Origin of the sequence: Sorangium sp. So ce281, assembly GCF_051527395.1 — a bacterium.
GTDB classification, from domain to species: domain Bacteria; phylum Myxococcota_A; class Polyangia; order Polyangiales; family Polyangiaceae; genus Sorangium; species Sorangium cellulosum_B.
The window spans coordinates 2,028,178-2,041,865 of sequence record NZ_CP150322.1 but is presented as its reverse complement, the minus strand read 5'-3'; the positions used below and the strand labels follow the sequence as shown (position 1 = coordinate 2,041,865).

Genomic DNA, 13,688 nt, shown 5'->3' with positions numbered 1-13,688 from the left:
GAGGGGACGCGTGAAGTCGGTCGCTGCCTTGATGGCCGAGAGGGTTGTGTGTCTCGTCGAGGAGGAAGACCGACCGGATGCTCGGCGGCTGGCGAACGGGCACGCGCTGCTCCGCACCCTCGCGGTCGGACTGTGCGGGACCGACCGAGAGATCGCCGCGTTCACGTACGGGTCCGCCCCGGCAGGGACGGACCGGCTCGTGCTGGGACACGAGGCGCTCGCCGAGGTCGTGCAGACGGGTGAGGGCATGATTCGCCTTCGTCCCGGAGATCTCGTGGTGCCGACCGTGCGTCGACCCTGCACAAGCATCGAGTGCCCGGCCTGCCGCGTCGGGCACCAGGACTTCTGCGCGACGGGCGAGTTCATCGAGCGCGGTATCTCCGGGGCGGGCGGCTTCATGACCGAGCTCTTCGTCGAGGAGGAGCGCTACCTCGTCCCCGTCCCTCCGGGGGTCGGCGAGCTCGGCGTCCTCGTCGAGCCGCTGAGCGTCGTGGCCAAAGCGTTCGCCCAGCTGGACGCCGCCCTGACGCGCCTGCCCTGGGAGGACGACGCACCGCGGGGCCTGGTCCTCGGCGCCGGACCGATCGGCGTGCTCACGGCGATGGGGCTGGTCGCGAACGGATATCGAGCGGTCGTGTATTCGAGGGAGCCGACGGACGGCGATCGGGCGCTCTTCGTGCGCAGCATCGGCGCCGACTACGTATCGAGCGAGTCCACCGACGTCGCGGGGCTGGTGAGGCGCCACGGGCGGTTCGACGTGATCATCGAAGCGGTCGGCGTGCCGGCGTTCGCCTTCAAGGCCCTCCCCGCGCTGGCGGCGAACGGCGCGTTCATCCTCACCGGCATCCCTGCGCCGGGGCCCGCGATGGACTTCGACACATCCGGTCTGATGCGCGATTTCGTCCTCCAGAACCAGCTGATGTTCGGGACCGTGAACGCCGGCCGCAAGTCCTACGAGGCAGCCGTCCGGATGCTCGAGCAGTTCCTGATCCTGTTTCCCGACGCCGCGCGCCGGGTGATCGCGCGGCGGATCTCGCTCGACGAGGCGCCGGCCTTGCTGCGCGCAGGGGGGGGTGGAGCGAAGACGGTGATCCACATCGCAGAGGCCGGAACGGCGGCGCGCGATGAAGGGCTTCGGGCTGCCGGGTAGGCCGTGGCGCCCCCTCGCTCAGGAACCGGGAACCGGGAAGGACAGCGATGAACCAGAAGCGAAAGCTGAGGAGCCAGGCGTGGTGGGACGACGCGACCAATCCGGAGATGACGGCGCTGTACCTCGAGCGCTACCTGAACTTCGGGCTGACCCGTGAAGAGCTCCAGTCCGGCCGCCCCGTCATCGGGATCGCCCAGACGGGGAGCGACCTCGTGCCATGCAATCGCCATCATCTGAGCCTCGCCGTCCGGATCAAGGAGGGCGTGCGTGACGCCGGCGGGATCCCGCTGGAGTTCCCGGCGCACCCCCTCCAGGAGACAGGCAAGAGGCCCACCGCGGCCCTCGACCGGAACCTCGCGTACCTCGGGTTGGTGGAGGTGCTCCACGGATACCCGCTCGACGGCGTCGTCCTCACGACGGGCTGCGACAAGACCACGCCGTCCTGCCTGATGGCGGCGGCGACCGTCGACCTGCCCGCGATCGTGCTCTCGGGCGGGCCGATGTTGAACGGATATTACCGCGGGAGGCTCGCCGGCTCGGGGCTCGTGATCTGGGAGGCTCGCCGGCTCCTCGCGGCCGGCAGCATCGACTACACGGAGTTCATGGACATGGTCGCCGCGGCGGCGCCCAGCGTGGGACACTGCAACACGATGGGAACGGCCCTGTCGATGAACGTCCTCGCCGAGGCCGTCGGGATGTCGCTGCCCGGATGCGCGGCGATCCCGGCGCCCTACCGGGAGCGGGCGCAGATGGCCTACGCGACAGGGCGCCGGATCGTGGAGATGGTGCACGAGGACCTGACGCCGAGCGCGATCATGACCAAGGCGGCGTTCGAGAACGCGATCGCCGTCGCCTCGGCGATCGGCGCGTCGACCAACTGCCCCATCCACATGAACGCCATCGCGCGCCACGTCGGGGTCGACTTGACGAACGACGACTGGCAGAGGGTCGGGCAAGACGTCCACTTGCTCGTCGACTGCCAGCCCGCCGGGCGCTTCCTGGGAGAGGACTTCTATCGCGCGGGGGGGGCGCCCGCCGTCATGCACGAGCTGCTCCGCGCAGGCCGTCTCCACGGGGATGCGCTCACCGTGTCCGGACGAACCGTGGGGGAGAACGTGGCGAGCGCCGCCGTCGCCGACCGCGACGTGATCCGACCGTACGAAGATCCTCTGCTCCGCGCCGCCGGCCTGCTCGTCATGAGCGGGAACCTCTTCGACTCGGCCGTCATGAAGAGCAGCGTCATCGGAGAGATCTTCCGCGACCGCTACCTGTCGGACCCCGAGAATCCCGGTGTCTTCGTGGCGCGGGCCATCGTCTTCGAGGGGCCGGAGGATTACCACGCTCGCATCAACGATCCGTCGCTCGGGATCGACGAGCGCTGCATCCTCGTCATGCGCAACACGGGGCCCATCGCCTATCCGGGCTCCGCGGAGGTCGTGAACATGGATCCGCCCGACGCGCTGGTCCGAGAGGGAATATCCCTGCCGACGCTCGGCGATGGCCGCCAGAGCGGCACCTCGGACAGCCCCTCGATCCTGAACGCGTCGCCCGAGTCCGCGGTGGGCGGCGGCCTCGCGCTGATCCGGACGGGGGATCGCATCCAGGTCGATCTGCGCCGACGTCGCGTGGACGTGTTGCTCTCCGACGACGAGATCGAGCAGCGCCGCAGGTCCCTGAAGCTGCCGGAGCTCGAGAGCCAGACGCCATGGCAGGAGATCTACCGGAACACGGTCGGTCCCCTGTCCACCGGCGCGTGCTTCGAGCCGGCCGTCCGGTACCAGCACCTCGTTCAGCTTCGCGGGCTGCCTCGTCATTCACACTGAACGGCACGGGAACGGAGGTAAACACCATGAGCATGGAACGGACGGGCCAGGTCGTCGTGCTGGACTACGATTTCGGCGACGTCGACATCGAGCGCTCTCTCGTGGAGCCGGCCGGCTTCGAGCTGGTCGCCGCGCAGTGCAAGACCGAGGAGGACGTCGTGGCCGTCGCGCGCGACGCCGTCGGCGTGCTCACGCAGTACGCCGAGATCAAGGGGCGAGCCATCTCGGGGCTCCGGCGCTGCCAGGTCATCGCTCGGTACGGCACCGGGGTCGACACCGTCGACGTCGCGGCGGCGACCCGCCGTGGGATCCGCGTCACCAACGCGCCGAACGACTGGTGCGCCGACGAGGTCGCCGACCACGCCGTGGCGCTCTTGCTCACGCTCGCCCGCAAGCTGCCCGCGTACGATCGTGCCACGCGCGGCGGATCCTGGTCCTGGCAGGATGGCCGGCCGATCCACCGGATGCGGGGCGCGACCCTGGGGCTCCTGTCGTTCGGCGCGATCGCCCGAAACGTCGCCGCGAGGATGGCGGGCTTCGGTGTGCGCGTCACGGCGCACGACCCCTTTCTCGACACGGACGAGATCCGCGCCGCGGGCGCTGACCCCGTGTCCTTCGACGAGCTCCTGGAGCGCTCCGACTACCTCGTCATCCAGGCGCCGCTGACCCAGGGGACCCGTGGTCTCTTCGGGGAACGCGAGCTCCGGCGCATGAAGCCGACAGCGATCCTCGTCAACACCGCCCGTGGTCCGATCATCGACGACGGCGCTCTGTACCGGGCGCTCGAGGAGGGATGGATCGCGGGGGCCGGGCTCGACGACCTCGCCGAGGAGCCGGCGAAGCGCCGGGACTGGAGGCCGACGAGCCCGCTCTTCTCGCTCGAGAACGTCGTCATCTCTCCCCACGCTGCCTATTACTCGGAAGAGTCGATCGAGTTCGTCCGACGATTCGCGGCGAGCGAGGTCGTTCGCGTCCTGTCCGGACAGGAGCCGATGTCGCCCGTGAACCTCATGGCCGCTTGAGCGCGCCGCCTCGCCGGCGCCGGCGGGTACGGCGGATGCCTTGGAGCGGATGCCTTGGAGCGGATGCCTTGGAGCGGATGCCTTGGAGCGGATGCCTTGGAATGGAGTGGAGGGACGCGTCCATGCGACAATCAACCCCGAACCAGGTCGAGGAGCCGTGGGTCGACGTGAGCGTGCCGGCCACGAGCTGGCCGTCGCCATGGCGACTCACGCCGCCCTGAGCCCCGACTCCGGGCGCGCTCGACCGAAGGCGTCGCACCTGCCCCAGCGCCCGGGGATGTCGAGCAGCCGGATCTCTCCGAGCTCGGCGGGGACCGCCGGATCGACGAACAGGCGATTGCCCATCGGCTCCAGCCCGAGCACGACGCGCAGAAAGAGCAAGGGAGCCGCGGTGGCCCAGGCCTGGGGGCTGCACGCGGTCGGATACTCGACAGGGAAGCTGGTGAGCTCTCGCGGGTACCCGGCGAACGCCTCCGGCAAGCGGTAGTGGAAGAAGGGCGCCGCGGCCAGGTTGCCCGTCGCGACGCGCCCGGCCTCCACGCTGAAGCCGTAACGCCGGAGCCCGAGCGCGATCAGCGAGTTCTCGTGCGGCCAGACCGTGCCCACGTGATATCCGATGGGGTTGTACCCGCCCTCGTCGTCGGCCATGGTGCGCACCCCCCAGCCGCTGAACAGATGCGGTCCGAGGAGGTGCTCCACCACGCGTTCGGCCTTGGATGTCTCGACGATACCGCTCCAGAGCAAGTGGCCGATGTTCGAGGTCAAGGAGTCGACCCGGCGCTTCTGGCCGTCCAGCGCGAGCGCGAAGAACCCGCGGTCGTCGAGCCAGAAGTCCTGATTGAATCGACGCTTCAGCTCGGCCGCGTCTCGCTCCAGGCGCGCCGAAAGCTCGGGGTCCCGCCAGAACTCGCGCGCGAGCCGGGCGCCGCGCACCTTCGCGTCGTAGACGTAGCCCTGGATCTCGCAGCACGCGAGAGGCCGCCGCGCGAGCGATCCGTCATGAAAGACGATCGAGTCCCACGAGTCTTTCCAGCACTGGTTCTCCAGGCCGGTCTCGGGGTTACGCGTGTCGTACTCGACATACCCGTCCCCGTCGCGGTCGCCCCACTCGTCGATCCATCGAAGCGCGGCGCGCGCGGTGTGCTCCATCGACAGGACGAGCTCCGCGTCGCCGGTCCAGCGCTCGTACTCGTCGAGCAGGATCAGGAAGAGCGGCGTCGAGTCGGCAGAGCCGAAGTAGGGGGAGTGCGGCCGCTCCTCGAAGGCGGTCAGCTCGCCCCAGCGAACCTCGTGGAGGATCTTTCCCGGCTCCTCGTCGCGGAAGTCGTCCCGGCGGCTGCCCTGGCGGCGCGCGAGATAGCGGAGCGTGGAGCGCGAGAGCTCGGGGACGAACGGCAGCGCTTGCAGGCTCGTGATGATGCTGTCGCGGCCGAAGGCCGCCATGAACCACGGTAGACCGGCGGCCGGAATGGCGGCGTCCGGCATCAGCTTGGAGAAGAAGCGCAGCGCGGCCAGGTCGATGAGGCTCCGCTCGTACGTCCGGGCGAGCGTCTCGCTCGCGGTGACGAGCCGCGGCGCGTGGTCGATCCAGCTCTCGAGGCTGATGCCGATGTTCGGGCGCGCGTGGCTCTCGCCGTGGGCGTACTTCACCCGGGTGTGCCGCTCCTCGAGGCCGTCGATCGCCGCCACGACGTCGAGGCACGTGCTCCAGCGGCCGTGCGGCGCGATGCTCACCCGAAACGTCAAGCTGCTCGGATCGATCTGCGCGGGCTGCGAGGCGGAGATCCACGTCTCGCGCACGAAGCGCTCGCGTCGATAGCCGAGGACGAGCCGATTGTCCTCGATGCGGTGATAGCGCTCCCCTTTCTTCGGGAGCATGTCCTTGACCTCGAACAGGTCGGCGAAATCGGCGCCGGCCTGGATGCGGACCTCGAGCTCGACGGGAACCTTCCCGTGGTTCATGAGCAGGAGGTCCTCGTGGAAGCCGTCGCCCGCGAACCGGCTCCGGACGATCGAGAGGGTCGATTCGACGTACATCGCGGCGGGCCTCGGGACGAGGAAGAACTGGGCCTGGAAGTACTGCACGTCGTCGGTGGACAGCGCGGCCGGGACGACGCCGTCGATCGTCAGGATCCATTCGGAGAGAAAGCGCGTATCGAGGTGAAAGAGGCCGAGCGGCCGGCTGACGGAGTGCTCGATGTTGCCGCGCAGATCGCTGACGACGAACGTGCCGCCGTCCAGAATGCTCACTTGCCGTTCCATGGGCCCTCCGATGACGGTGGCTCAGCGCGTCGCTTCCGGAGCCTGTTGATCTCCCGGGGAGAAGACGCTCTGAAACATCTGGGCGACGCCCAGGTCTCCTCGCACGCCGACGCGGCCCTGCATGATCGCCGTGATCAGGTTCTGTTCACCGCGAAAGATCCGCAGGAAATCGTCGAGCGAGCAGGAGAGCTGGCAGTCCTCGATCGCGCCTTCGGGCGCGATTCCGAAGGACCCGTCGGCGATCTCCACGACGACGCGCTCGTCGTCGCTGAGCTGCACGGCGCACACCTTCCGTGTTCCTCGCAGGCGGGCGTCGTAGCGTCCTGCCGCGAGATCCTTGATGAGCTTCCTTGCTTGCGACATGATCAAAGAGTGTGTCCGGTTTGCCAACCTGGCCTTCGCGCTCCCCGCGCACCCCACCCCGAGCAAGGGGTGTGCCCTTCTGCACGGCGCGGAGGTCGCCTCTTCACGGTCGCGTGTGGAGCACGCGAGCGCCGCCCAGCGCGATCAGGATCATCGACATACCGCCGGTCATGAGGCTGATTCCGACGAGCAAACCGAGCACCCTCACGGCCGTGGTGGCGCCGCCCGTGAGGATCAGCATCCCGAGCCCCAGCGCCAGGAGGCCGTCGAACACGAGCCATCCCGAGCCCCGCAGCCCGCGGTGCTGATAGGCGCGGATGAGCTTGAGCGCGCCCTCGGAGACGAAGTACGCCGCGGCGATCACCATCAGCGCGAGCTTGCCGGTCATCGGGGCGAGCACAAGGAGAAGCCCGAACGCCACCTGCACCAGGGCGCTCACGAACTCCCAGCTGGCGCCGGCCCAGCCGCGGCTCTGGATGGCGTGGCAGCCCTCGGCCACGCCGGCGAGCACGATCAACCAGCCGAGGGCGATGGCGGTGACCCGGGAGGCGACGAAGGGCATCACGAACGCGAGCACCCCGAGCACCATCGAGGCCACGCCGATCGCGAGGAACCAACCGCGGTTCTCCCGCACGGTGTGAAAGTCGACCTGCGCAAAGCGAAGCGACCTCGGGGACGCGCCGAGCGGAGCAACCATGGGAGACCTCTCTGGTTCGTGGAGCACGCGTGTCCCGTCGGTCCCCCGCCGCGCGAGGACGAGGTGGCCGGGACCGCGTCCGCCTCGAGCATCGTCCGTGCCAGCGCGCCGGCGAGAACATTGTGCCTGGCGCTCGCGGGAGGCTTCGCGGCCGAGGGCGTCCAGCAGCGCACCGCCTGATCAGCGGGCGGCGGCCTTCGTGGCCCTGGCGCTCGGAGTGGTCGCCTGCTGGACCGCGCGCCGCTGGAGCTTCGAGCCCTGCTTCGCGCGATTGGCGCTCTTGCGCGTCGACTTGCGCGACGGGCGGTCCTGCGCCGAGTCTTCGAGCGTCGCGGTGGCCTTCCGTGCCCTCCGCATCGTGTTACGCCGCGCCGTCGAGCCGCCGCCCACCTTCCGGTCGGTCGCGCTCTGCCCCGGAGCGGCCGTGTCGACCGGAACGTCACGCCGCGACTTCTCCGGCCGCTCCAGCGCGCGCTCGACGTTCTCCTTGCTGCGCCCCACGCGCCGCCCGACGAAGCTGCCCTCGGGCGATGGATGACCGAGCCGCGCCGGGGCCGCCGCGCTGCGCTTCGCCGCTCGCGCCGTGGGCTTCGGGCCGCGCGCCGGCGCGCGCGATGCGGCGCGCGGCGCGCGCGATGCGGCGCGCGGCGCGCGCGCGAGGGCGCTCTGCACGGCCCGTACGATCCCCGGGACGGCTCTGTCGATCGTCTCGCGCGGCTCTCGACCTCGCATCTGGTAGACGACGCTCGGGTGCCCGCTCAGGACGACCTTCACGTCGCACGCGACGTCGACGCCGCCGCGCGGACCGTTCACGTCCGTGAAGCGCACCGTGAGCCGCTCGATGTCGGGCGCGAACCGCCCGAGCTTCGCCCCGAGGGTCTGGCGCACGTGCGCCCTCGTCGCCTCGTCGATGCCGACGCCGAAGGTCCGCAGCGCCAACGGGGTCCGCTCCGTCGGTGTGCGCCCGGCGCGCGCCCGGACCGGTCGTGGCACGGTGGAAGGGAACTGCGGACGTCGCCCGGTGGATGGTCGCCCCATGCGCGCAACATCGAGACCGGCCCCCCGTCGTCAAGCGTCGCGGCCGCCGGCGAGATCGTGTTCCTGTTCCCTCCTCCGCACCTCGGTCGGCTGCCAGTCCCCGCCCGCCCGGTCACCCGCGCGTCCGCCGTCGGCGTCGGAGTCCGTCGGCCAGGAGCTCGCGCTCGTGGAGCTCGAACACCGCGAACCTCGGCCGAGGCGGTCAGTCGGCGGGAGGGATGAAGAGGCCCGGGCAGGGCTCGTCGCCGAAGACCCTGGAGCCGAGCCGGTACATCGTGATCTTCGGGTTCGGCGCCCAGTTCCAGCTGCCCCCGGCGTGGGAGTAATCGTTCGACTGGTTGAACGCCTGCCAGCTCGACGCGTGGAACGCGATGTTGAACCGGTCGGTGGAGGACGAGGGATCGACCGAGAGGAACGGCAAGCGCACGTCGAGGTAATGCGTCGCGCCCGCGCAGCCGCCGCCGGGCACCTCGTGGAAGCTCATCTCGAGCTCGCTCGAGCAACCCCAGCAGGTCGCCTCGAGCGGGCCGGGCGGCTCCTGGCTGAAGTAGTACCGCACGGTCGAGCCCGCGAGGTACACGCTCTCGCTTCCCGTGTTGCGCACCTGGATCCCGGGCGTCACCCAGCTCGGCTGCGGCGCGTGGGAGTCGTACAGCACCTCCAGCTGGCAGTCCGCCGGGCACGACGTGGTGCTCTCGCCGCTGCTGCAGACGCCGTCGCCGCAGGAGCAGTCGCTCGCGCACGAGGCCGGGCTCTCGAGCGGGCCGCAGGCGCCGTCGCCGCAGGAGCACAGGTCGGAGACAGTGCGCTCGCACATGGCCTGGATGGCCCGGAAGGCATAGGTCACGTCCTCGCCTCGGCACGCGTCGTCGGCGCAGGTGAACGGACGCACGCAGTCGCCGTCCTGCACGAAGTCGCGCTCGCCGCGCACCAGGATGCCCACGAGCTCCTTCGTGTTCAGGTCGAACACCCCGGACCCGGAGTTGCCCACGAACGTGTCCAGGTTGCCGACGAAGAAGTCGAGGCTCGGCGCGTTGCTCCGGATCGCGGCCCCGTCGGCCAGCTTGAGCGGCAACCCGCGGGGGAAGCCGTGCACGACGAGCGGCGTGCCGACGGCCAGGGGATCGCTCGACACACGCACCGCGGCGGGCGTCCGCCCCACGACCGGCCGGTCGAGCCGCACGACCGTGTAGTCCGCTCCCCGCCGGTCCTGGTAATAGCTGACGAAATCCACGCAGCTGTAGACGTCATCGCTGGTGATCTGGCCGAGCTGGCCGGACGGCGTCATCGCATAATCGAAGACGAAGCGGCTATTGTTGCAGTTGTTGATGCAGTGCGCGGCCGTGAGCACCAGGTCGTCGTCGATCAGCGTTCCGCTGCAGTCGGCGAGCGCCGGCTGGGACGCGAAGCGCTCGTCGAGGCACACGCCGTCGCGCCCCGCCCACGTGGGCCCGGCGATCTGGATGTCGTTCGGGTCCGAGTCGTCGACGGCCGACGCGGGGATGAGCGCCACGGTGAAGTCGAGCGCCCGCGCGGCCCAGGCGGGATCCGCGTACGTGAAGGGCTCCTCTCGGTCATCCTGGCCATAGATGACCTCGGAGCGGGCCTCGCCGGCGGCCTCCTCCCCGGCAGGCGCCGGCGCCGCGCACCCCGCGGCGGCCCCCACGGACAAAAAGCCAGCAGCAATGATGAAGTGGTTCGCTCTCATGACAAGCTCCCAAGTGTTCGAGGCAGAGCGAGGATCACCGGGCGGGCCCGATGACGACGTGTCAATGCCTGGCCGGCGTCGAGCAAGGTTCTGACGCCCGACAAGCAAGGACCTCCGAGTGGCACGCTCGTCCTGTTCTCAGCGAGGGGGATCTACTTCCTCGTGAGGCGCGCACCAATTCATATGCGCCATGGACCTCATGCACACGCTGCATCGAGCCGGCGCGGCCCGGGGCGCGAGCGCCCGCGGGGGCGTGCCCCTGACGACGGATTGGCCATTGTCCAATGGATTGGCGCCGCCTCCAGCAGGCGGACATCCCGGGCTTACCCTCGTCGCATCGGGAGAACGTCCTCCTGGGGAGCACCACCATGAAGGTAGCCATCTTGACCGGCAGCGTGAGGAGCGGGAGACAGTCGCACAAGATCGCCCATCACCTGGAGCGGAAGCTCCGGGAACGGGGCGCCGAGGCCGATCGGATCGATCTGGCGGAGACGCCGTTGCCGATCCTGGAGGACCGGTCGGGTCGCCCCCCGCAGCTCCAGGCGACGGTTCAGGGGCTGAGCGCGCGCCTCCGCGGGGCGGACGCGCTCGTGTTCGTGACGCCGGAATACCACGGGAGCTTCTCGGGCGTGCTGAAGAACGCCCTCGACCATTTCTGGGAGGAGTTCAGAAAGAAGCCGATCGGCGTGGTCGCGGTCTCCGCGGGGAAGCTCGGGGGCATCAACGCCTCGACGCAGCTCCAGCACGTGATCCTGAGCCTGGGAGCATTCCCGCTGCCGCTCAAGCTGCTCGTCCCGGAGGTCCAGAACGTCTTTGACGAGTCGCTCCAGCTCAGGAGCGAGCAGGTCGCGAAGGCGGCCGACAGGTTCCTCGACGAGTACCTTTGGTTCGCTCAGGCCATCGTCCAGGCGAAGCAGGCCGGCGAGATCTCCCGGCCCCTGGTCGCATGAGACCCCGCGCCGGAGATCGTCCTCGCCGGCAGCGAGGGTCGGCGGGGTCGTCCTCCTACATCGACCTCCACGCCCACGCCGACGACAGGAGCGCGAACGCGCGTGCGGGCAAGCCGGCGAGGAGCGGGGCGTCTTGCGGTGTCGCGCGATGTTCGATATCGTCGGTCATCGGTGGAAGGAGCGCCTCAACCACCATCGGATATGGTTCAATACGTTTCTCCTCATCTCGGGCTCGAGGGCTCCGGGACCACCTTCGCGTCGGTCGCCACGGCTCTCGGGGCGCACGGAGACATCGGGAAGAAGGTGCTCTCGACGATGGGCGCGTCCGACCTGGTCGCGGGCGAGTGGTACCCTCTCCAGATGCTCCTCGACATGCTGAAGGGCGTGGCCCGGGCGACCGGGGACCATACGCTGCTCGCCATCGGGAAAGCGACCGTGGATCACGCCGTGTGGCCGGCCATGCCGCCGACCATGGTGGATGCCCTCCAGAGCATCGACGTGGCATACCACATGAATCACAGGCTCGACGGAGAGGTGATGTTCGATCCGGCGACCGGCGTCATGCGGGAGGGGATCGGCCACTACCGCTGTCATCCGGAGAAGCACCAGATCATCATGGTCTGCGATACGCCTTATCCCTCGGAGCTCGATCGTGGGATCCTGCTCGGCACGGCGCGGCGAGCGGCGTCGCGCGGGGTCAGGCCGCGCGTCGACGTCGTGCTCGACGAGTCCCGCCCGTCGCGGAAGCGCGGCGCCGACTCGTGTACCTACCGCATCACATGGTGAACCTGGGATGTTGATCATCGGCGGGCAGCGCACCTCGACCCTTCGCTGATCATCGAGGCCCGCACGAGCAGCGTGCGTCTCCTTCGTGGCTCCGCGCGCAGCGGGCAGCAGAGCCTCCGCCTCGTCGCGTCGTCGCGTCGCCTCGTTGGCCGGGCGCGGTCGACCTCGAGACCTCCGGCGGGCAGGAAGTCCAAGCGCCTTTGCGGATGTCAAGAAATTTTAGCCTCTCCCGCCTCCGGGTCGGTCGAGTGGACATGATCTGCCCTGTGAATCTCGCCCGTGTAATAATCCAATAAAATTAACATGTCAGCTGACTTGCTGTGAGCGAAATCACCACCGTGAGCTACCGTCGAGATGTCCCCGCGCGCCAGCTGCGCCGCACGCCCTCCGAACGCGGCGCTCCGAACGAGCCCTGACCCGGCGCGGCGCCTCGAGGGAGGCCCGCCCGCCTCGTCCTCCCTCGGCATCGAGCACAGCCGCGGCCGGTCGATTGGAATTGACATCGGGAATGTGAACGTTCACTTTCCCTCCTCGAGGGGCATCCTTCTGCTTCGACGATCGACGGCGTGCCGCCTTGGTCCGTGGGCGCCTGAAGACCCGTGTACACGTGCCCCGTCAGCACCGCCGGGCCGGGCGCTGCCGCATCCGAGCTGCGATAAAGATTTATAGCGTGGGTCGAGTCGAGGGCGACGCCTCGGAGGCACACCAGGCTACCAGCGATTCGAATCGCGGAGAGACGCGAGTGGAGTCCATTTCTTCGATCGCTCGAGGGAATACGGTGTTGTTATGAAGAACAAATCGACTTTGGCTTTCACCTTGGCTGCGCTGGGCATGATCGTCGGCGCTTGCGGCGGCTTGAACGACGACGGCGACCTCGAGGGGAGCGGCGGAGCCCCTGCGGGCGCTGGAGGGAGCGTGAGCGGCTCGGGCGGCGCGCAGGCGAGCACCACCGGAGGGCCTCTGCCTTCGGGCTCGAGTAGCTCGCAGAGCACGGCCGGAGGGTCTGACGCCTCCGGCTCGGCCACGAGCGGAGGAGCGCCTGCCAGCGGCGGCGGGGAGACGTCTGGCGGGAACGGAGGCTCGGGCGGCGACGGCGGCGGCGGCGGCCAGGTCAATCGGCCCGAAGTGGTGCTGGCGGGTGACAATGTGAACGCTAACGGACCGCTCGAGACGACGGTTCAGGACCTCTCGTTCAGCGGCGGTGGCCACATTCTCGTCAGGCCGACGACGCTCACCACCGAGCCCAACAAGAAGCACCCGGTGGCCATTTGGGGTCCGGGCGGAGGTACCCCTCCTCGCGACTACCTACAGCTGCTGACGCGCATGGCCTCGCACGGCTTCGTCGTCGTCGGTATTCGAGAGTCGACGGGCAACGCCGTGCTCATGTCGGCGGCGATCGATTGGCTGGAGGCTCAGGACGCCGATCAGAACAGCCCCATGTACGGCCGCTTGATCCTCGACCGCGTTGGTGTGTTCGGGCACTCGATGGGCGGGCTGTCGTCGGAAGCGGCTGCTCAAACCGATAAGCGCGTCTCCACCGCGTTGCTCAACAACAGCGGCTCCTTCGAGCACAACGCCCTCGTCAATCTCAAGATCCCTGTCGGCATCATCTACGGTGAAACGGGTCAAGAGGCGCCCAACGCCGAGGGTGACTTCAACAACGCCGGCAACAAGGGGCCAGTCTGGCTCGGCAAGATGAAGGGCGGTGGTCACGGCTCGGGGCCTTGGGACGGCGCCGGAGCGAACGTTGCTTGGATGCGTTGGCACCTCGGCGGGGAGAACTCCCGCAAGGACGCGTTCCTCAAAGACGGTGGCGACTACAACAACAAGGGCGTGTGGCAGACTCAGTCCAAGAATTGGAACGAGTGGAAGAACTGGAACGAGTGACA

At 69.0% G+C, this 13,688-nt stretch carries 11 protein-coding genes; 6 read left to right on the top strand and 5 right to left on the bottom strand.

Annotated features, from left to right (window positions below; translation table 11 throughout):
• Positions 1-10: 10 nt before the first annotated feature.
• From WMF27_RS07750 to WMF27_RS07740, 3 genes are read left to right on the top strand one after another with little or no spacing between them, the layout of a single operon-like run.
• The gene (locus tag WMF27_RS07750; protein ID WP_437769559.1) at positions 11-1,150 is read left to right on the top strand and encodes a glucose 1-dehydrogenase; all 1,140 of its coding nucleotides are present in this window, start codon (positions 11-13) and stop codon (positions 1,148-1,150) included.
• Positions 1,151-1,197: 47 nt separating this feature from the next.
• On the top strand, positions 1,198-2,973 hold the full coding sequence (locus WMF27_RS07745; RefSeq protein ID WP_437769560.1) for an IlvD/Edd family dehydratase: 1,776 nt from the start codon (positions 1,198-1,200) through the stop codon (positions 2,971-2,973).
• 26 nt (positions 2,974-2,999) lie between these two features.
• Positions 3,000-3,995: a C-terminal binding protein gene (locus WMF27_RS07740; RefSeq protein WP_437769561.1), complete on the top strand. Its 996-nt coding sequence runs from the start codon at positions 3,000-3,002 to the stop codon at positions 3,993-3,995.
• 207 nt (positions 3,996-4,202) lie between these two features.
• Here the strand turns inward: WMF27_RS07740 and WMF27_RS07735 are convergent, their stop codons facing one another.
• The 5 genes from WMF27_RS07735 to WMF27_RS07715 form a co-directional block, all read right to left on the bottom strand.
• Positions 4,203-6,257: an amylo-alpha-1,6-glucosidase gene (locus WMF27_RS07735; RefSeq protein WP_437769562.1), complete on the bottom strand. Its 2,055-nt coding sequence runs from the start codon at positions 6,255-6,257 to the stop codon at positions 4,203-4,205.
• A 21-nt stretch (positions 6,258-6,278) separates the two neighbouring features.
• On the bottom strand, positions 6,279-6,620 hold the full coding sequence (locus WMF27_RS07730) for an SCP2 sterol-binding domain-containing protein (protein ID WP_437769563.1): 342 nt from the start codon (positions 6,618-6,620) through the stop codon (positions 6,279-6,281).
• A 103-nt stretch (positions 6,621-6,723) separates the two neighbouring features.
• Positions 6,724-7,317, bottom strand: coding sequence for an HdeD family acid-resistance protein (locus WMF27_RS07725; protein ID WP_437769564.1), 594 nt, complete (start codon positions 7,315-7,317; stop codon positions 6,724-6,726).
• A gap of 180 nt (positions 7,318-7,497) precedes the next feature.
• On the bottom strand, positions 7,498-8,256 hold the full coding sequence (locus tag WMF27_RS07720; RefSeq protein ID WP_437769565.1) for a hypothetical protein: 759 nt from the start codon (positions 8,254-8,256) through the stop codon (positions 7,498-7,500).
• A gap of 301 nt (positions 8,257-8,557) precedes the next feature.
• Positions 8,558-10,063 (bottom strand): trypsin-like peptidase domain-containing protein, encoded by a 1,506-nt coding sequence (locus WMF27_RS07715; RefSeq protein WP_437769566.1) that lies wholly within the window; start codon positions 10,061-10,063, stop codon positions 8,558-8,560.
• A gap of 368 nt (positions 10,064-10,431) precedes the next feature.
• Here WMF27_RS07715 and WMF27_RS07710 point away from each other — a divergent pair, with 368 nt between their 5' ends.
• The 3 genes from WMF27_RS07710 to WMF27_RS07700 all read left to right on the top strand — a co-directional run bounded on the left by WMF27_RS07710 (position 10,432) and on the right by WMF27_RS07700 (position 13,686).
• Positions 10,432-11,013, top strand: a complete 582-nt coding sequence (locus tag WMF27_RS07710; protein ID WP_437769567.1) for an NADPH-dependent FMN reductase — start codon at positions 10,432-10,434, stop codon at positions 11,011-11,013.
• 201 nt (positions 11,014-11,214) lie between these two features.
• Positions 11,215-11,799 (top strand): hypothetical protein, encoded by a 585-nt coding sequence (locus tag WMF27_RS07705; RefSeq protein WP_437769568.1) that lies wholly within the window; start codon positions 11,215-11,217, stop codon positions 11,797-11,799.
• Between the two features lie 786 nt (positions 11,800-12,585).
• A complete protein-coding gene (locus WMF27_RS07700; protein ID WP_437769569.1) occupies positions 12,586-13,686 on the top strand; it encodes a poly(ethylene terephthalate) hydrolase family protein in 1,101 nt (366 codons plus the stop codon).
• The last annotated feature ends 2 nt before the right edge of the window (positions 13,687-13,688 follow it).